Source organism: Aeromonas sp. CD, from assembly GCF_033349375.1.
In the GTDB taxonomy this organism is placed as follows: domain Bacteria; phylum Pseudomonadota; class Gammaproteobacteria; order Enterobacterales; family Aeromonadaceae; genus Aeromonas; species Aeromonas hydrophila.
Genome location: NZ_CP137631.1, coordinates 2,828,817 through 2,846,890 on the forward strand (window position 1 = coordinate 2,828,817; position 18,074 = coordinate 2,846,890).

Here is an 18,074-nt window from a genome sequence, read left to right on the forward strand (position 1 = left end):
CAAGACTGGATAGCCTATGCCCCAACCCGCAGCCCTCTCCCCCCGTTTTCTGTTCATCCTGCTCGGCGCGCTGGCGGGCCTGACCCCGCTCGCGGTCGACATGTATCTGCCCGCCATTCCGGCCATCGCCCGGGATCTGGCCACCAGCATCGACGGTGCCCAGCTCACCATCAGTGCCTTTCTGGGCGGCTTTGCCATCGGCCAGCTGTTCTACGGCCCGCTCGCCGACAGCTATGGCCGCAAGCCGGTGATCCTGGCGGGACTGGTGATGTTTGCCATCGCCTCGGTGGGCTGCGCCATGGCGGACTCCCTGCCCGAGCTGCTGGCGTATCGGATGTTGCAGGCAGCTGGCGGGGCGGCCGGCTCGGTGGTGGTCAATGCGCTGCTGCGCGACCTGTTCGAGAAGGAGGCCTTCTCCCGCGCCATGTCGTTCGTCATTCTGGTGATGACGCTCGCCCCTCTTGTCGCGCCGGTGGTGGGAGGCTACATCAGCGCCCACAGCGACTGGCGGGTGATCTTCTGGCTGCTGGTGGGGATCAGCCTGCTCATCTGCCTGATGATGCAGTGGAAAATTCAGGAGACCCTGAAACCAGAGCACAAGCAGCCCCTCAACCTCGGCCAGATCCTGAAGAACTACTGGGGCGTGCTCTCCCATCGCGGCGCCATGGGCTACGTGCTGTGCGGCTCGCTCTCAAGCTCGGGTATGTTCGCCTTCCTGAGCGCCTCTCCCTACGTCTACATCGAGTACTTCAAGGTACCGACCGAGCACTATGGCTGGCTGTTTGGCCTCAACATCCTGCTGATGATGGTGGTCACCTTCGTCAACAGCCGGCTGGTGAAGGGGGTGGGCGCCGAGCGGATGCTGCAATACGGCCTGCTGGTACTGCCCTGTGCCGGCGCCCTGCTCATCTACAACGCCTGGAGCCAGACCGGCGGCCTGTGGGGCATCGTCATTCCGGTGGTGTTGTTCGTCGGCCACATCAGTCTGGTGGGTGCCAACGCCATGACCGGCCTGATGGGCCACTTCCCGCAATCGGCAGGCACCGCCTCGGCGCTGGCGGGCACCTTGCGCTTTGGCATCGGCGCCGTGGTGGGGATCCTGGTCAACCTCAACCCCCCCGAATCCCCGCTGCCGATGGCCATCGCCATCGCCGGCTGCGGGTTCGGCTCGACCCTGAGCTACTGGCTGCTGACCGGCAAAAAATAGGTCCCGGCCCCGACAAACAACAAGGCCGCCCACCTGCATCGCAGGGGGCGGCCTTGTGTTATCTGCACCTTGTCAACGCATCTCTGCCCAGAGGGGTGAGGGCTCAGCCTATTTCTTGCCAAACCCCGAGCGCTTGAGGGTGTAGCCGGCACTGTTTTGCCAGGCGTCCAGCCCGCTGCGGTTGTTGCCCGCCACCAGGCTGGCGGCCAGGCTCGGGCTGTTGAACAGCTGATCGGCAGTGAAGACGAAGCCCCCTTCGCTGCGCGGGGCCAGGATCCCCTTGCCCAGCAGCTCCTGGCGCAGTTCGATCACCGCTTCGCGCAGGGAAGCCGCATCCTCGCCGTTGGCGGTGGAGCCCGCCAGCACCATGAAGCCGGGGTTCTGCCGCTTGCCCACCGGATAACCGTGCGCCTCGGCCCCCTTGCCGTTGAAGTGGTAAAGCTCGCGCTCGCCCGGCTTGTTGTCGGAGAGCGCCTTTTGCAGGGTCATCAGCTCGTTGTAAATCTCGATGGGGACCACGGCAGCCTGCTTGTTGCCCTTGCTGTCGATGATAAAACTGACTTGCTTGTGTAACATCCTTGCGCATCCTGTGACCCATGGAGGCCCCTATTCTAACCACCACAGGCGAGCGGGATCCAGCCAGGATCCTCACCTCTTTTGCAGCCTTGATCACTAACTGGCACTCTCGCGCAAGGACAAAGCCGTGTGATCATTAGGCAGGGGAGCAACGTACATGGCATGATGAAAGCCATTGACCATCAACCGGTTATCCCATGCTGACCCTGCGCAATCTCGGCAAGAGCTTCGATAACGGCAGCGAACGGCTGCCGCTGTTTCACCACCTTGATCTGACCCTGGCGGCCGGCGAGATCACCCTGCTGCTGGGGCAGAGCGGCTGCGGCAAGTCGACCCTGCTCAATCTCATTGCCGGCCTCCTCCCCCCGGATGAGGGGGAGATCTGGCTGGGGGAGACCCGCCTTGACAACCAGTCGGCGGACGAGCGGGCCCGTCTGCGCGGCCGCCACTTCGGCATCGTCTATCAGGACTTCAACCTGCTGCCGACTCTGACCGTGGCCGAGAACCTCGCCCTTCCCCTTGCCATCAACCAGCTTGTCCACGATGAGGCACGCATTGACGGCCTGCTGGAGCGCCTCGATCTCGCTCACAAGCGCCACGCCTGGCCGGAGCAGCTCTCCGGCGGCCAGCGCCAGCGGGTGGCGCTGGCCCGCGCCCTCATTCACCAGCCCCAGTGGCTGCTCGCCGACGAGCCCACCGGCAGTCTCGATGAACACAACGCCGAACAGGTGATGGCGCTGATGATGACGGCGGTGCGGGGCACCGGCGCCGGCCTCTTGCTGGTGAGCCACAACCCCGCCTATGGCGCCCTGGCGGATCGGGTGCTGCGCCTTGAAGGGGGTCAGCTGGTCGAGCTCAAGGGGCACCACCATGACTGACGCCCGCCACGGAGGGCAGTGATGTTGCCGCTGCCGCTCAAGGCGCTGCTGCGCCTCTATCGCGCTCATCCCTGGCTGCTGCTGATGAGCCTGGTCGGGCTCACCCTGGGGGTCTCTTTGGTGGTGGCCATCGAGCTCTTGAACCACAGCGCCCGCACCAACTTTGTCGCCGCCCGCAGCCAGCTGGCGGGGGAAGCGAACTACCGGCTGGCGCCGGACGGCGGGCTGGACGAGCAGCTCTATGTGACGCTGGTGCGCAGCCAGCCGAACCTCGACGCCATGCCCCAGCTGCACGGCTGGCTGCAAGATGAGCAGGGGCGCAGTTTTCAGCTGCTGGGGATGGATCTGTTCAACCCCGGCCCCTTGCGCCGGCTGTTTGGCGCCGTGCCGGACAATAAGCCCACCTTCTCCCTCACCCGCGCCGACAGCGTCTGGCTGGCTGCCCCCGAGGCCAAGCGCCTGGGCTGGCAAACGGGCCAGAGCCGGCGCTTCGTGCTGGGCGGCGGTAAAGGGGCGTCGCCCCGCCTGCTGACCCTCACCCTGGCCGGCACCTTCGAGCCCGGCGCCGTGCCCATGGAGCGGCTGCTGGTGACCGACATCGGCCTCGCCCAGCCGCTGCTGGGCAAGGAAGGACGGCTCGATCGCATCGTCTTCAAACTCAGCGAGGGCGAGGCCAATACCTTGCAAAGAGCCTTGCAGGCGGCCCTGCAATCCTATGCCCCCCATCAGCCCCTGTGGCTTGAGCCCATCAGCCCGGCGCTCGATGCCAGCCAGCTCGGCGATGCGCTGGCGCTGAACCTCACGGCACTCTCCCTGCTCGCCATGGCGGTGGGGCTCTTTCTGGTGTTCAACGCCCAGCGCTTCGTGCAGAGCGTGCGCCGCCCCCAGCTGGCCCAGCTCATCATCCTCGGCATGCCGCCGCGCCGACTGCTGCGCTGGCTGACCCTGGAGATCCTGATCCTCGCCAGCATCGGTACCCTGCTCGGGCTGCTGTTCGGCAGCCTCCTGGCCCTCGCCCTGATGGGGCAGCTCACCCAGGCGCTGGCCGATCTCTATGGCCCCAACCCCATCGATCTGCTGCGCCTCTCCCCCGCGAGCCTTGGCAAGGCGCTGGTGATCGGCCTTCTGGGCACGCTCGCCGCCAACCTGCCCGGCTGGTGGCAACTGCTGCGCCAATCTCCCCTTGAGCTGCGAGAGGGCAACAGCCGCCCGCCGGCTCATCCCTGGCAACGTCGGGGGCTCGCCATCGCCATCTTGTTGCTCTGCGCCCTCTGTCTGTGGCGGCCAGAAAGCGGGCTGGGCGGCGCCCTCTTCGTGGCCGGCGGCTGGCTGCTGGCCATGGCGCTCGCCCTGCCCGATGTGCTGCGCGCCGTGCTGGGCCGGCTACGCCGACGCGAGCGCGGCTCCCTCAGCGCCCGGCTCGGGGTGGCCGAAACCCTCTATCACCTGGATCGCACCGCCATCGCGGTGATGGCGCTGCAACTGGCCATCGCGGCGGCCATCGGCATCGGCGTCATGGTATCGAGCTTTCGCTCGAGCGTGGAGATCTGGCTCGGCCAGCGCCTGGCCGCCGATCTCTATGTCACCGCCCCCAAGGGGGTGGCCGGCAGCAAGGGCACCCTGAGCGAGCAGACCCTCAACACCATCCTCGCCGCGCCGGATGTACGCGCCGCCTCGCGCCGCTCGGTGCACCCGGCCCGCTGGCAGGGGCAGCCCATCGAGTGGGCGCAGATGGACTTTATCCCCGAGCTCAAAGCCGCCTATCCGCTGCTGGCCGGACGCTGGCCCGCCACTCCCGACGAGGTGCTGGCGAGCGAACCGCTGACGGTACGCCTCGGGGTCAAGGTGGGCCAGCGCCTCGAGGTGAGCGGCGAGCAGGGGCCACGCACGTTCACCGTCACCGGCGTCTATCAGGATTACGGCAGCGACAAGGGGCAGATACTGCACGCCTTCGAAGGGGGCAAGGTGCAATCCCTGGCCCTCTTCAGCCCGCACGTGGATCGCCTCGCCGATCGCCTGCGGGCCCAGTTTGGCGAGCGGGTGAACCTGTTGCCCGCCCCTGCCATCCACGCCGCCGCCCTCAGGGTGTTCGATCAGACCTTTGTGGTGACCGAGCTATTGAAGTTGCTGATCCTGGGGATCGCCTTCGTCGGCATCGGCTCGGCCTTTATGGTGCTGGGGCTGGCCCGGCGCGGCGAGTTGCAGACCCTGCAAAGCCTTGGCCTGAGCCCACGCCACTGCCGCCGGCTGCTGGTGTGGCAGGGGGCGGGATTGGGGCTGCTCACCGCGCTGTTGGCCCTGCCGGTGGGTTATGGCCTTGCCTGGGTGCTGATTGAGGTGGTCAACCCCCGCGCCTTCGGCTGGCGGCTGGCCTTCGAGGCCGCCCCCCTGCACGCCGTCACGGCGCTCCTGCTCGCCCCTGTCTGTGGTGCGCTTGCCTCCTGGTACGCCGCAAGGAGAGTGGTATGAAAACATTCAACATCTGCTCGCTGGCGCTGATCTGCACCCTGTATGGCGCCGGGATCAGCGCCAACGATCTGGGCGCCATCCTTGGTGGCGGCAACGATCACTTCAAAAAGGCCCTGCCGGGTCAGTCCATCCACCTGCCCGCGGATCACGATGCCCACCCCGACTACCGCTCCGAGTGGTGGTATCTCACCGGCAACCTGAAAGACGAGCAGGGGCGCGGCTACGGCATGCAGTGGACCCTGTTTCGCCAAGGCATCGAGCAGGAGATCACCTCGGAGAACCCCTGGCTCACGCCCCAGCTCTGGCTGGCCCAGTTCGCCATCACCGATTTGAGCAAAGGCAGCCACCAGCAGGACGAGCGCACCAGCCGCCAGGGGCCAGGACTGGCCGGTGCCAGCGGCGGCCAGTATTGGCTTAAAGAGTGGCGGCTTACCTCTCAAGGAGAGGCGCTTTTTCCCGCCACCCTCAAGGTGCAGAGCAAGGCGGGGGATCTTGATTTGCAGGTGAGTGCCGCCAAGCCGGCGGTGCTGCAGGGCAAACAGGGTTACAGCGAGAAGAGCCCGGGCAACGCCTCTTTCTACTACTCCTACCCGCGCCTGACCATCAGCGGCACCTTGACCCTGGATGGCGAGACCCGCAACGTCAGCGGTGAGGGCTGGTTTGATCACGAGTGGAGCAGCTCGGTATTGGCCCAGTGGCAATCGGGCTGGGACTGGTTTTCGCTGCAATTTGAAGATGGCCGCGAGCTGATGCTGTTTCGCCTGCGCACCAAGGCAGGACGCACTGAACCGGAGAACCGCTACGGCATCCTGATTGAACAAGACGGCAGCAGCCGGGTGCTGGATCCTGAGCAGATCCGCCTCACCCCCGGCAAGACCTGGCGCGGCCCCAAGGGGCAACCCTACCCCATCGAGTGGCAGCTTAAGGCCGGGGATCTCAACCTCCGCATTCAGGCGCGCCAGCCCGATCAGGCCATGACGGGACGCTTTGACTACTGGGAGGGAGCGGTCTCCGTCTCGGGGGATGCCAAGGGGGTCGGCTATCTGGAGATGACGGGGTATTGAGCTGTTCAGATATTCGGAAATGAGTTTGTTCACCTGATTTCTGAATGGCTTTCTCTTACCATACTTAATAGATTGAAAATAAAGGTTTTTTATTCTCAGACAAAATAGCAGAGATCCACTGCATGCAAAGTGTCAGATCTTGCAGTTGATACTTATATAGAGAGTGTTGAACATCTATCGGCAATCAGAAAAATCTTCATGCCTTTAATTTCATCAGTGTCCTTGATGGCAAGTTAAGTCGTCCATCCGGCCTCTTCGAAATTAAAAAATAGCATCATTACTACAAATTAGAGGATGATAATATGGGAAGTTTAACCATAGTGAATGCCCTGGGTGTTGATGTAGAAATTATCGAAGCAAGCCCTTATCAATTCATGACACTGACCATCAAGAATGGCCAGTCAGCAGTGGCAAACGTTGCAACCAATTTTGAACGATTCATATTGAAAATCAGAGTGCTGGGAAATATATATTTCTATGACCTTAATAAAGGTCATTGGTATGGCGGTGATGGTGATAACCACTACCCTAACCCAAACAGCAAAGTGAATATAATTTTGATTGGCGATCGCGGCAGTTATATTGAGACCAGCTATAACTATGCCGCTGATAATACAACCACCATGTGCAAATATGCATCAGACACCAAAGCATTGGATAAAGTCTAAATCCTCCCCTGACACATTTTAAGATTGTGCCAATCAGACCCTAGGCAGCCCCAGGGTCTGATTGATAACACAGGATGATCAGTATTTTTCACCCACCATCATCAGACCATGCTGTTCGGGGAAGCCCACCACCAGGGTCGTCTTGCGGGTATCCGGCATCTCGAATGCGGTGACGTAGGCCGTTGCCCCCTCTTTGGCCTTGCCCAGGCCCAGCATCCACTTGTTCTCAAGCGGGCTGAGATCGCTTGATGGCTTGAAGCTGCACTTGCCAAACCCGCTCAGGTTAAGCTTGCTGAGCCCCTTGCCAGACTCTGCATTGCCCTTGCCGGTCAGGGTACAGCCCGCCTTGGGAAATTCGATCTCCAGGGTCAGGGAGCCGCCGTTGTTGGTGCTGCGGATCAGCCCCACCATGGCATCGCCAAAGCCGGCGTCCTCTGCCACCCGCCAGCTGTCGCTGGTGATCGTCCGGGTGGCGAGCTTGTTCACGGCAAGGTGGCCGCTCCAGTCGCGATAGAGGGCGGTGCTCTGATCCGGATCCCGGAACTGGGTGCCGGTACGGCTGAAGTCAAAGGTCCAGCGCTTGACCTCCTTGCCAGCCAGATCGGTTACCGCCTCGTCTTGAAAACTGATGAGGTTGTGGTCGTTGCTCTGGGCATCGAGCCGCTTGCCCCGCACCGAAGTGCGCTCCAGCAGCACCGGATAGATGCCATCCTTGTTCTCTTTCTGGGCCGCCTGCCCCATCCATTGTGAAGAGGTAATCGACTTGCCGTCGTTCTCGACCCAGACGCCCCAGCGCTGCTCACCATCCCCCTTGGGATAGACCAGCGCCAATCCTTCCAGTCCCTTGATCATCTTGAGCGGCCCCTGATCGCCGTTGCGGCTGAGCAGGTTTGCCTCATAGACGCCGGCATCGGGCAACGGCAGCGGCGCGCGCTTGGCGATGCTGTTGGCCGCCTTCTCGCTGTCACAGGCGGACAGGGCGGCGGTGCAGGCGATGGCCAGCATGGCTTTGTGGTGCATTCTCATGACTCTTGTTCCTTGCAATTGCTTTGTTATGTGAGGTGCATTCAATCGCCGCTGAATTTACTGGAGGAAGGGTTCGCCGGTCGACGCAAGATCTGTAACCAGCTGTTACAAGGCATTTGTTGATAAAGCGATAACTAGACTCTAACAGCGACAGCCATTGATTCGTGTGGCTGTAGACAATGAGTAGCGATTCTGACTACCTGAAAAAGCATCCCCATCCCGGTAGACGCTAGTGGTGTTGGCTATCGGAGATGGCCGGTGACTAAGTTACTAAATTCTACGGGTGAACCAACGCTCACAAGTAAGGCATAGGCTTAGCCACCATTGGAATTGTGGACTTAAATTTTTTTCACATATTGATCATCGACCTGTCTCCTTTACATTTCTTCCCAACACTAGGTTCCTGAACACTGTAAAACCTTCAAAATACTAATTTTATTTTACTTACTAAATAGGTAATGATTTAATGCAGTACCCATACGAGACATTACCAGTGCGAATTTATGAAAGCATCTGACTGGATAGCAACAAGGGTTTATTAACACTCACGAATGGAACCGTGAAAATAAACCACAGATATTTTATTAAATTTACTTAATGTCCATTAAGATATGAATATGCCATTAATTTACTACCCTACATATAGAAATCCAGACAAATTAAAACTAAGCGAAATCAAAAAACACAAATAAAACCACGCTATGTGGCATAATTAACCACAATGGAGCACGTATGAAAAAATCAATGCTATTTATTATGATGACATGTTCTCTTTCTGCACAGGCTGACTGGCATAAAGCATATGAAACGGACAACTCTGGCAATGTTGTTTATGGTGAATTATGCGCATTAAAAACATATATAGAGAATGGTTATGATGTGAAAGTAATCATTTCTGGAAATGGACCACACAATAATTACTGGAACTCTTCAATATCACCATCAGCCATTTCTTTTAAAGACAACTATATTTATGCCAGAGCTACCCCCGGTATTGCTGAAAAATTTAATGAACAAGGGCTAATTGACTTTCAAAACACAAACAATGCTGCAGATATGTATAAAGCAGAAAGTATAATAGATAGTTCTGGTCGCGTAGTAACACAACGCTATAGTCTTAATGGCGATAGATTAAGAGAAAAAACCATTTTTGTAGCAGCAACAAAATGGTTTGTTGATACAGCATCGCCTCTGCTTTCAAAGAATTCATGTCAGTAAACTTATATAATAAGGTTGATATGTAACATAAAAACTTAATTGTATCTATATCATCAGAGAGCCATTAATGAGTTGACTTAGGTTAGCCTCTCTGAAAACTAAAATTTTTATTCTCAGACACCGGCCGAAACCGGTGTCTTTTTTATAAAAACGTTGAGCAGGATGGTATGTTCGACAGATAAAATTCTGCCAAATTTTTCATCTCGCCGCCTGATCCACCAGATAGAGGATGCTGTGATAGGGAATGCCGGCGTGCTGGCTGAGCCCCATTTCACAGGTACGGCTGTTGCTGAATCCCTGGCGGCAATCCCTGGGTACCTGGGCGGGCAGGCTGGCGAGGGCGGCGGCGTTGAGCTCCGGGGTCATCAACCCCTTGTCGCCGGCAAAGCCGCAGCACTGGATATGCTCGGGAACTATCACCTCGCGGGCGCAGGTGCGAGCTACCGCCAGCATCTTCTCCCCCAGCCCCATGCGCCGGCTGCTGCAGGTGATATGGAGCATCACTGTCTCATCAATGGGGGTCAGCTCAAGGTGGGGCAGCAGGTGTTCCAGCACAAAGGCGGAAGGTTCGAACACCCGAAGGCCCTTGCCGAGCGCCCCCGAGAGCAGTCGCTGCACGCAGGGGCTGGTGTCGAGCAGCACGGGCCAGCGCCCCTGCTCGCTTGCCTGCCACAGCGCAGCCGCCAGCTCCGTACGCTTGGCGGCTGCCACCTCTGTCATCCCCTTGCTGTCATAGGGCATGCCGCAGCAGAGCCCCTCAACTCTCGCCGGCACGATGACCCGGCAGCCCGCTTTATTGAGCAGGGATAACACCACATCCGGCAGTGACGGGGCATCCTCCTGCTGGCCGAATACCCGGCTGGCGCACGACGGCAGATAGACCACAGCGCGTTCGCGTGAACCATCATTGCACCCCTCCCCTTGCGACCACTGGTAGCGGCTCGGCCCCGGCAGGGTCGGCAACCAGGCGGGCGTGCGCTGCCCGCTCAGATGGCGAACCCCGTTTACCAATCCGGCCAGCGCCTTGTCTCCCAACACCTTGCCGGCAATGGCTTTGAGGCCGAGGGCCCCACGGGCGGTGCGGGTAACGCCGGCGAAGTGATCGGCGCTCCAGCGGGCAATGGGCACGAAGCGCCGGTATTTGTCAGTGCGCAGCTTCTTGATGAGCGCTCCGGTGTTGATGCCGACCGGGCAGCGATCGGCGCAGAGCCCAGTCGCGGCGCAGGTGTCGATGCCCTGATAGTCAAACAGCCGGGCCAGCTCGCGGGAGGGCTCATCGGCACGATTGCGGCGGGCCAGTTCGCGATAGAGCACGATGCGCTGGCGCGGCGAGAGGGACAGGGTGCGCGAGGGGCAGACCGCCTCGCAAAAGCCGCACTCGATGCACGGATCCACGATGGCATCGCTCGCCGGCATGGGCTTGAGATGGGCCAGGTGGGCTCTGGGGTCGTCGTTGATGATGACGCCGGGATTAAGCAAGCCATCCGGGTCCAGCAGCGCCTTGATGCGGCGCATCAGCGCCATCCCCTCCGGCCCCCATTCGAGCTCCACATAGGGGGCCATGTTGCGGCCGGTGCCGTGCTCGGCCTTGAGGGACCCGCCAAAGCGCACGGCGACGAGCTCGGCCACCGCATCCATAAAGGCGCCGTAGCGGGCCACCTGCGCCGGATCGTCAAAACCCTGGGTAAAGACGAAGTGCAGGTTTCCCTCCAGCGCGTGGCCAAAGATGATGGCTTCAGCGTATTCAAAGCGATCGAACAAGGCTTGCAGCCCTGCCACCCCTTCGGCCAGACGCTCGATGGGAAAGGCGACATCCTCGATGATGACGGTGGTGCCGGTGGTGCGCACCGCCCCCACCGCCGGGAAGAGCCCCTTGCGAATGGCCCAGAGGCCAGCGCTGTCGCCGGTAAAAGGCACAGAGGCGACCTGAGCAAACTCGGCCGCCATGGCCATCACCTGCTCGCAGCGATCCACCAGCTCCTCTTTCGATTCCCCATGCACTTCGATCAGCAAGGCGCAGGCAGCCACCAGCGTCTTGATAAAGCCCGGCAGGCCGGGCTTGCCCGCCACCGAGTGAAGGGATCGTCCATCCATCAGCTCCACCGCCGCCACCGGCGCACTTTTCAGGCGCGAGGTGGCCAGACAGGCCTGCTCGGCGTCCCGGAACACCAGCAGGGCCGAGGCCTTGTGGGGGTATTCCGGCACGGTGTCGAGCACCACCTCGGCGATAAAACCGAGGGTCCCCTCCGAGCCGATCATCAGGCGGGTGAGGATATCGATAGGGTCCTCATGGTCGAGCAGGGCATTGATGGCGTAGCCGGTGGTGTTCTTGAGCCGGTACTTGTGGCGAATCTTGGCGGCAAGCGCCTCATTTGCCAGCACCTCGGCGCGCAGGGCGGCGAGCCCCGAGAGCAGCTCCGGACGCTTGGCCGCCAAGGCGGCGCGGCTGTGGGGGTCGCCGCTGTCCAGCACGGTGCCATCGGCCAGCAGCAAGGTCATGGCGTGCAGGGTGTGATAGCTGTTGTGGGCGGTGCCGCAGCACATGCCGCTCGCGTTGTTGGCGGCGATGCCGCCCAGCTTGCAGGCGTTGATGGAGGCGGGATCCGGTCCAATCTTGCGCCCCAGAGGCGCCAGATAGCGGTTGGCATCGGCGCCGATCACCCCGGGTTGCAGGGCAATGCGCGCCCCCTCGTCCAGAATGCGGTGGCCGCGCCAGCTGTCGGTCAGGGTGATGAGTACCGAATCGCTCAGGGCCTGGCCCGAGAGGCTGGTGCCGGCGGCGCGAAAGGTGCACGGCAGGCTCAATTCGCGGCACACCGCCAGCACGAAGCGCACCTCATCCAAGGAGTCGAGGCGCACGATGCGCTCGGGCACCAGCCGGTAGAAGCTGGCGTCCGTGCCGTGGGCCAGCCGAAGATCAGGGTCGCTCACCAGCCGCTCCGGCGGGATACGCGAGAGCACGGAAGCGTCAAATTCATTCCAGGGCATCAGCAATCCTCCACCAGCACTACCAGCAGGCGGCTCGGGCCGTGGGCGCCGTAGGCCAGGGTCTGCTGGATGTCGGCGGTCTTGGAGGGGCCGGAGACCAACAGCAGGTTGGTGGGCATGGCCTGCTGCCAGCGCCCGGCCGCCACCAGCCCCGCCAGGTTGTCGGCGATGGTGGAGGCCGCCAGCAGGGCGATATGGCAGGGGGGCACCAGGGACAAGGTGCGCGGCTCGCCGCCATCCGGCAGCAACACCAGGGTGCCGGTATCGGCGATGGCGCCCGCGCAGTGGGTGATGCCCGCCTGACAGACGTCGAACAGATCGTCCTTCCAGCCGGCAAACTCCCCCGCCGGGGTCAGCACAGAGCGCCCGGCGCAGGCGGCCGCGACCGCCGCTTGCCAGCGGCCGCCCTGGCCACAAGCCAGACTCGTCACTCCCTCTTCATCCAGCCAGGCGGCCAGATCCCGGGCAAGGTTTGCCTCCTTGACGGTGAGGATCTCGGCGTGGCTGGCGCTGATCCCGGCAACAAAGCGCTCGCGCCGCGCGCCGTCATCGGCCCCGTGCCATGGCTGCCAGCCATGGGGGGCGTGGGCTATGGGGGTAGCGGCGCCGCGCAGGCGGCTTAATATGGCCTCTTTGCTCGACATCTCAGGACTCCTTCTTCTTGCGCAGCAGGGCGTGCAGGCTCTGGGGGGCGGGTTTGGGGGCTTCGCGGCACTGGGTCCAGGGGCCCAGGTGTTTGGGCATCAAGCCCCGCAGGCGACCGGCCACCCCGGTCGCGGCGTGATAGAGGCGCGGGTGGGTGGCGGCAAAGGCAAAGCCCTGCATGGCGAGGGTCTCGAGCCGGCTCTTGGCCACCCCCTGCCCCGCCAGCGGTTCGTGGCCGGGCTGTGCGTCGTGTTTGGCCTCCCGGCGCAGGCGCTGCAACAGGTCGGGAATGGGGATGCGCACCGGGCACACCTCGCCGCAGGCACCGCACAGGCTGGATGCAGTCACCAGATCCTGGGTGCTTTCCAGCCCCAGCAGGTGGGGGGAGATGATTTTGCCGATGGGGCCCGGGTAGATGGTGCCGTAGGCGTGGCCACCGATGCGGGTGTAGACCGGGCAGTGGTTCATGCAGGCGCCGCAGCGGATGCACTGCAAGGTCTTGCGCAGTTCCTCGTCCCGGTAAGCCTGGCTGCGGCCGTTGTCGAGCAGCACCAGGTGCACCTCGTCCGGGCCATCCAGCTCCCCTGCCCGGCGCGGGCCGCTGATGACGTTGAAGTAGGTGGTGATGGCCTGGCCGGTGGCCGAGCGGGTCAGGGCGCTATAAAGCGGCGGCACATCGGATAAAAACTCCACCACCTTCTCGATGCCGGTGATGGCCACGTGCACTTTCGGCACCGTGGTGCACATGCGCCCGTTTCCCTCGTTCTCGACGAGGCACAGGCTGCCGGTCTCCGCCACCGCGAAGTTGACGCCGGAGAGCCCCATGCCGGCACGGCGAAACTCTTCACGCAAGGCCCGCCGCCCGGTCTGGATCAGCTCGTCCACGTCGGTGGTGGGGGTGAAATCCGCCAGATTGCCGGCAAAGGTGTCGCTCACCTCCTGCTTGTTCTTGTGGATGGCGGGCATGATGATGTGGGACGGGGTATCGCCATCGAGCTGGACGATAAACTCCCCCATGTCGCTCTCAAGGCAGCGGATACCGTGGCGCGCCATCTCGTGGTTGAACCCCACCTCCTCGCTCACCATGGACTTGCCCTTGACGATGGAGCTCACCCCATGTTTTTGGGCGATGCCGAGGATGATGGTGTTGGCCTCGGCCGGTGTCTGGGCCCAGTGCACCCGGATGCCGTTGCGCTCGCAGTTGGTTTCGAGCTGCTCCAAGAGTTCCGGCAGGCGCGAGAGACAGCGCTGGCGAATTTGCTCCGCCGCATCGCGCACCGCCGCTTCTTCGGCGGGGTCAGAGAAGGCATCCCGCCGCTTGCCGCGCAGGTAATCCATGGCACCGCGAAAATTCTGGCGCAGCACGGGGTCGGCCAGGGCCGCCTCGGCCTGGGGATGGAAGCGGCGCGGCGAATACTTGGTGTGCTCACTCATGATGGGCCTCCTCTTTGTCTGACAACCGCTTGCTGTGGGCGAGCAGGAAGCTGGCCAGATGCATGGCGGGCAGTGTCTTGCCCTGATAGGCCAGGGAGCCCTTGATGTTGAGCAGGCACCCCCAGTCGGCGCTCACCAGGGTGTCGGCGCCGGTGGCCAGCAGGTGGCGGGTCTTGTCCTCCACCATGGCCTGGCTGATGTGGGGATGGCGCACCGAGAAGGTGCCGCCAAAGCCGCAGCACTCGCTCTCGTAGGCCTGCTCATGCAAGGTGACCCCATCGAGCTGGCCCAGCAGGGCACGGGCCCGGCTGTGCACCTGCATCTCGCGCCGGGCCGAGCAGGAGGTGTGCATGACGATGCTCGCCCTCCCCACCCCGTGCCAGCACACCCGGCAGACCTGGGCCAGAAACTCGGTGAGCTCGAACACCCGCTCGCAAAACGCCGCCACCTCGCGGCGCTCGGGAAAGAGGCGCGCATAGTGATGGTGCATCATGCCGCCACAGGAGCCCGACAGCACCACCACCGGCCAGGGCTCGGGGAAGAGCGCCATCTGGCTTTGCGCCACCTGGCGCGCCTCCTCTTCATGGCCCGAGGTGTAGGCCGGCTGCCCGCAGCAGGTCTGTTTCTCGACAAAGTGCACCCTTATCCCTTCCCGCTCGAGCAGGGCGATGGCATCGAGCCCCGCCACCGGGTCGAACAGGTCCACCAGACAGGTGGCGTAGAGATAGACATCGGCCGGCTTGGCCGGATAGACCCGCATTACCTTCATCACTTGCTCTCCTTACTTGAGCTGCAGCAGTGCGTCCGAGATGTGGAAGCTGTACATGAGCGCCAGCCCGATCAGGCCTGTGGCCAGCAGGTAGTAGAGGGTCGGCAGCGCGGTCTTGCGTAGCGTCGCCCCCTCACGGCCGAGCAGCCCCACGGTGGCCGACGCCGCCACCACGTTGTGAATGGCAATCATGTTGCCGGCCGCCGCGCCCACCGCCTGCAGCGCCAGCATGGCGGCGGTGGAGACCCCCAGGGTCTGCGCCACTTCAAACTGGAACTGGCTGAACATCATGTTCGACACCGTGTTGGAGCCGGCGATAAAGGCCCCCAGCGCGCCGATAGTGGCGCTGAGCGCCGGGAAGAACTCCCCCACCAGCCCGGCGGCGAAGTTCGCGGTGGTCACCGGCATGCTGGCGAGATCCGCCCCGTTGACGCCGGAGTTGATGAAGATGCGCACCATGGGCACGGTGAAGATCAGCACGAAGCCGGCGCCGATCAGGGTGCGGCTGGACTCCCCAAGAGCCCTCCCGAAGGGGGCGAGAGAGCGCGATTGCAACAAGGTGGCGAGCAGGGCGCAGAGCACCAGCAGGCCCCCCGGCAGGTAGAGCGGCTCAATGGAGGCGCTGACCCCCTTCTCCCCCAGCAGATCCGTGAAGGCAAGGCTCACCGACAAGAGGCTGGCCTTGAATTCCGGGCTCACCCGGCTGGCCACCAGCAGGAGGGCCAGCGCCACATAGGGGAGCCAGGCCAGCAGCAGCGACATGGGGCGGGCGGCGGCCTCTTTGAGATCGAGCTTGAGGGAACCCAGCCACTCGGCGGGCCACTCCTGTTCGGGGGCGAAATCCCAGCTGGATTTCGGCACCAGAAAACCGGCTCGCGCCGCCGTCACCACCAGGGCCAGCCCCACCAGGCCGCCGATGAGGGACGGGAACTCGGGGCCAAGCAGCATGCCGGTCAGGGCATAGGGCACGGTGAAGGCGAGCCCGGCAAAAATCGCAAACGGCAGGATGGCGAGCCCCTCGGTCCAGCTGCGGTGGCGGCCGAAGAAGCGGGTCAGCATCATCACCATCAGCACCGGCATCAGGGTGCCGACGGTGGCGTGAATAAGGGCCACGTTGGTGGTCACCTGTTGCAGGTAGATGTCCCAGCTACTGCCACCGGCGCTCAAGGTCTGGCCGATGGCCTGGCTGTCGAGCCCCTTGTTGATCCCCACCAGAATGGGGGTACCCACCGCACCGAACGAGACCGGGGTGGACTGGATCATCATGCCGAGCAGCACCGCGGCCAGCGCCGGAAAGCCGATGGCCACCAGCAGCGGCGCCGCGATGGCAGCCGGAGTGCCAAAACCGGAGGCCCCTTCGATAAAGGCGCCGAAGCACCAGGCGATGATGATGGCCTGGATGCGCCGGTCCGGCGAGATGTTGGTAAAGCCGCCGCGAATGGCGCTGATGGCGCCGGTGTGCTTGAGGGTGTTGAGCATCAGGATGGCGCCGAACACGATCCAGAGCACGGTCACCGTGATCACCAGCCCCTGCAGGGTGGAGGCAAAGACCCGGGTCGGGCTCATCTGCCAGCCCCACAGGGCGATGAACACGGTCAACAAAAAGGCGACGGGCATGGCGCGCTTGGCGGGCCAGTTGAGGCCGACCAGCAGCACGGCGGCCACTAGGATCGGCGAGAAGGCCACCAGGGCCAGCAGGGTGTCTGTCATCATTGCGTCCTTGTCCGAGCGGTGCAGAGGCGCACCTTGTTGTTGTTTTGTTAAGCGGACGTGACCTTACCCTGTTCCTTTTTCGTGATATATGGAAATAATGAACAACATTCGTTCCAAAAGTTGATCAATATGGCCAGTACCGACGACCTCATCCTCTTCGCCCAGGTGGTGGAGGCCGGTTCCTTCAGCAAGGTGGCTGAACAAAATTCCCTGACAAATTCGGTAGTTAGTAAACGGATCGGGCGCCTGGAGGAAGATCTCGGGGTGCAGCTGCTCTATCGCACCACCCGCCGGCTCACCCTGAGCGAGGCGGGCAAGGAGCTCTATCAGGGTGCCAAAAATGTGAAGGCCGCCGCACTGGACGCCTTCGACGCGGTGGCGGGTTTTGGTGAAAAGGTGAGCGGTCATGTGCGGATGTCGGTGCCCACCATCTCCGGCGAGCTGCTGCTGGCCGATGCGGTGGCCGATTTTTGCCAGCAACACCCTGGGCTCACGGTGGAGATGTCGCTGGACAACCGCTTCGTCAATCTGGTGGAAGAGGGGTTCGACCTGGTCATTCGCACCGGTTATCTGGATGACTCGAGCCTCATTGCCCGCCACATCCTCGACTCCCAGTGGGTGATCTGCGCCGCCCCCGCCTACGTGCGCCGCTTCGGGGCGCCGCGCGAGCCGTCTGACTTGCTCACCCACAACTGCCTGCGCTACGCCTACCAGAGCACGGGGGCCTCGGAGTGGGCCTTCAAGGGGGAAGAGGGCAACTATCTGCTGTCGGTATCGGGCAGCTTTTGCACCGACAACGCCGGCGCCCTGCGCAAGGCGGCGCTGGGGGGACGCGGCATCGTCTATGTGCCGCGCTGCCTGGTCTATCACGACCTGATGAATGGCGAGCTGGTGGATCTCTTCCCCGATCAGGTAGGCAAGAAGCTCGGCATCTACGCCGTCTACCCCTTTACCCGCCAGCCGCCGCGCAAGATCCGGCTGCTGATCGAGCACATCCGCCAGCGCTACCTCGACATTGCCCACTATTTTGGCTGACGGGGGGTGGCGGTCATCCCGTATCAACGGAGGGGCTTTTTTGACCCAGGCGGCAGAGTTGCCTACCATGGCCCTCCCCTTTACCGCTCAGGACCAGCCCATGTGCACCGTCTTCTCCGGCCAGGATCCCAGTCACTACGCCTGCACCACCCGCTCGGTGCGGATCTGCGGCCACAGCACCAGCATCCGGCTGGAAAACAAGTTCTGGACCATCCTGGAGCAGCTCTGCCAGGCCCAGGGGCGCTCCATGGGGCTGTTTCTCTCCGAGCTCTATCAGGAGGCGCTCGGCAACGGCATGGAGATGAGCAACTTTGCCTCCCTGCTGCGCTGCTCCTGCCTGGTTCATCTGGAAGCAAGACAGGAGCCGGACGTCGCCGCCTGAGG

The 18,074-nt window shown here is 62.5% G+C and carries 15 protein-coding genes; 8 read left to right on the forward strand and 7 right to left on the reverse strand.

What is annotated here, in order from left to right; translation table 11 throughout:
* The first annotated feature begins 16 nt into the window (after positions 1 to 16).
* Positions 17 to 1,207: a Bcr/CflA family multidrug efflux MFS transporter gene (locus tag R2E40_RS13085; RefSeq protein ID WP_139393025.1), complete on the forward strand. Its 1,191-nt coding sequence runs from the start codon at positions 17 to 19 to the stop codon at positions 1,205 to 1,207.
* A gap of 108 nt (positions 1,208 to 1,315) precedes the next feature.
* Here the strand turns inward: R2E40_RS13085 and R2E40_RS13090 are convergent, their stop codons facing one another.
* Positions 1,316 to 1,783: a DUF4357 domain-containing protein gene (locus R2E40_RS13090; protein ID WP_016351033.1), complete on the reverse strand. Its 468-nt coding sequence runs from the start codon at positions 1,781 to 1,783 to the stop codon at positions 1,316 to 1,318.
* A 197-nt stretch (positions 1,784 to 1,980) separates the two neighbouring features.
* Here R2E40_RS13090 and R2E40_RS13095 point away from each other — a divergent pair, with 197 nt between their 5' ends.
* From R2E40_RS13095 to R2E40_RS13110, 4 genes are all read left to right on the forward strand, one after another.
* A complete protein-coding gene (locus R2E40_RS13095; RefSeq protein WP_282464605.1) occupies positions 1,981 to 2,661 on the forward strand; it encodes an ABC transporter ATP-binding protein in 681 nt (226 codons plus the stop codon).
* A 21-nt stretch (positions 2,662 to 2,682) separates the two neighbouring features.
* Complete coding sequence (locus R2E40_RS13100; protein ID WP_318163562.1) at positions 2,683 to 5,130, forward strand: ABC transporter permease; 2,448 nt, start codon at positions 2,683 to 2,685, stop codon at positions 5,128 to 5,130.
* On the forward strand, positions 5,127 to 6,194 hold the full coding sequence (locus tag R2E40_RS13105) for a lipocalin-like domain-containing protein (RefSeq protein ID WP_318163563.1): 1,068 nt from the start codon (positions 5,127 to 5,129) through the stop codon (positions 6,192 to 6,194). Before R2E40_RS13100 ends, R2E40_RS13105 begins: the two co-directional genes overlap by 4 nt.
* A gap of 302 nt (positions 6,195 to 6,496) precedes the next feature.
* On the forward strand, positions 6,497 to 6,862 hold the full coding sequence (locus R2E40_RS13110) for a hypothetical protein (RefSeq protein WP_318163564.1): 366 nt from the start codon (positions 6,497 to 6,499) through the stop codon (positions 6,860 to 6,862).
* Positions 6,863 to 6,940: 78 nt separating this feature from the next.
* Here the strand turns inward: R2E40_RS13110 and R2E40_RS13115 are convergent, their stop codons facing one another.
* Positions 6,941 to 7,882: a hypothetical protein gene (locus tag R2E40_RS13115; RefSeq protein ID WP_318165557.1), complete on the reverse strand. Its 942-nt coding sequence runs from the start codon at positions 7,880 to 7,882 to the stop codon at positions 6,941 to 6,943.
* A gap of 738 nt (positions 7,883 to 8,620) precedes the next feature.
* Here R2E40_RS13115 and R2E40_RS13120 point away from each other — a divergent pair.
* Positions 8,621 to 9,106, forward strand: coding sequence for a hypothetical protein (locus R2E40_RS13120; protein ID WP_318163565.1), 486 nt, complete (start codon positions 8,621 to 8,623; stop codon positions 9,104 to 9,106).
* A 198-nt stretch (positions 9,107 to 9,304) separates the two neighbouring features.
* Here the strand turns inward: R2E40_RS13120 and R2E40_RS13125 are convergent, their stop codons facing one another.
* Genes R2E40_RS13125 through R2E40_RS13145 form a run of 5 tightly spaced genes read right to left on the reverse strand, consistent with a single transcriptional unit; the run spans position 9,305 to position 16,652 of the window.
* Positions 9,305 to 12,094 (reverse strand): FAD-binding and (Fe-S)-binding domain-containing protein, encoded by a 2,790-nt coding sequence (locus R2E40_RS13125; RefSeq protein WP_318163566.1) that lies wholly within the window; start codon positions 12,092 to 12,094, stop codon positions 9,305 to 9,307.
* A complete protein-coding gene (locus R2E40_RS13130; protein ID WP_318163567.1) occupies positions 12,094 to 12,738 on the reverse strand; it encodes a LutC/YkgG family protein in 645 nt (214 codons plus the stop codon). Before R2E40_RS13130 ends, R2E40_RS13125 begins: the two co-directional genes overlap by 1 nt.
* A 1-nt stretch (position 12,739) precedes the next feature.
* Positions 12,740 to 14,173, reverse strand: a complete 1,434-nt coding sequence (locus tag R2E40_RS13135) for a LutB/LldF family L-lactate oxidation iron-sulfur protein (RefSeq protein ID WP_318163568.1) — start codon at positions 14,171 to 14,173, stop codon at positions 12,740 to 12,742.
* Positions 14,166 to 14,942 (reverse strand): (Fe-S)-binding protein, encoded by a 777-nt coding sequence (locus tag R2E40_RS13140; RefSeq protein ID WP_318165558.1) that lies wholly within the window; start codon positions 14,940 to 14,942, stop codon positions 14,166 to 14,168. Before R2E40_RS13140 ends, R2E40_RS13135 begins: the two co-directional genes overlap by 8 nt.
* A 12-nt stretch (positions 14,943 to 14,954) precedes the next feature.
* Complete coding sequence (locus R2E40_RS13145; RefSeq protein WP_318163569.1) at positions 14,955 to 16,652, reverse strand: L-lactate permease; 1,698 nt, start codon at positions 16,650 to 16,652, stop codon at positions 14,955 to 14,957.
* 60 nt (positions 16,653 to 16,712) lie between these two features.
* Here R2E40_RS13145 and R2E40_RS13150 point away from each other — a divergent pair, with 60 nt between their 5' ends.
* A complete protein-coding gene (locus R2E40_RS13150; protein ID WP_318163570.1) occupies positions 16,713 to 17,690 on the forward strand; it encodes a LysR family transcriptional regulator in 978 nt (325 codons plus the stop codon).
* 40 nt (positions 17,691 to 17,730) lie between these two features.
* The gene (locus R2E40_RS13155; RefSeq protein WP_238325208.1) at positions 17,731 to 18,072 is read left to right on the forward strand and encodes a ribbon-helix-helix domain-containing protein; all 342 of its coding nucleotides are present in this window, start codon (positions 17,731 to 17,733) and stop codon (positions 18,070 to 18,072) included.
* The last annotated feature ends 2 nt before the right edge of the window (positions 18,073 to 18,074 follow it).

What these genes read in the sequence shown, in the direction of transcription:
- R2E40_RS13115 (WP_318165557.1), bottom strand. Translation starts at nt 7,882, where the DNA reads ATGCACCACAAAGCCATGCTGGCCATCGCCTGCACCGCCGCCCTGTCC.
- R2E40_RS13120 (WP_318163565.1), top strand. Translation starts at nt 8,621, where the DNA reads ATGAAAAAATCAATGCTATTTATTATGATGACATGTTCTCTTTCTGCA.
- R2E40_RS13105 (WP_318163563.1), top strand. Translation starts at nt 5,127, where the DNA reads ATGAAAACATTCAACATCTGCTCGCTGGCGCTGATCTGCACCCTGTAT.
- R2E40_RS13145 (WP_318163569.1), bottom strand. Translation starts at nt 16,652, where the DNA reads ATGACAGACACCCTGCTGGCCCTGGTGGCCTTCTCGCCGATCCTAGTG.
- R2E40_RS13110 (WP_318163564.1), top strand. Translation starts at nt 6,497, where the DNA reads ATGGGAAGTTTAACCATAGTGAATGCCCTGGGTGTTGATGTAGAAATT.
- R2E40_RS13100 (WP_318163562.1), top strand. Translation starts at nt 2,683, where the DNA reads ATGTTGCCGCTGCCGCTCAAGGCGCTGCTGCGCCTCTATCGCGCTCAT.
- R2E40_RS13095 (WP_282464605.1), top strand. Translation starts at nt 1,981, where the DNA reads ATGCTGACCCTGCGCAATCTCGGCAAGAGCTTCGATAACGGCAGCGAA.
- R2E40_RS13085 (WP_139393025.1), top strand. Translation starts at nt 17, where the DNA reads ATGCCCCAACCCGCAGCCCTCTCCCCCCGTTTTCTGTTCATCCTGCTC.
- R2E40_RS13130 (WP_318163567.1), bottom strand. Translation starts at nt 12,738, where the DNA reads ATGTCGAGCAAAGAGGCCATATTAAGCCGCCTGCGCGGCGCCGCTACC.
- R2E40_RS13090 (WP_016351033.1), bottom strand. Translation starts at nt 1,783, where the DNA reads ATGTTACACAAGCAAGTCAGTTTTATCATCGACAGCAAGGGCAACAAG.
- R2E40_RS13140 (WP_318165558.1), bottom strand. Translation starts at nt 14,942, where the DNA reads ATGAAGGTAATGCGGGTCTATCCGGCCAAGCCGGCCGATGTCTATCTC.
- R2E40_RS13135 (WP_318163568.1), bottom strand. Translation starts at nt 14,173, where the DNA reads ATGAGTGAGCACACCAAGTATTCGCCGCGCCGCTTCCATCCCCAGGCC.
- R2E40_RS13125 (WP_318163566.1), bottom strand. Translation starts at nt 12,094, where the DNA reads ATGCCCTGGAATGAATTTGACGCTTCCGTGCTCTCGCGTATCCCGCCG.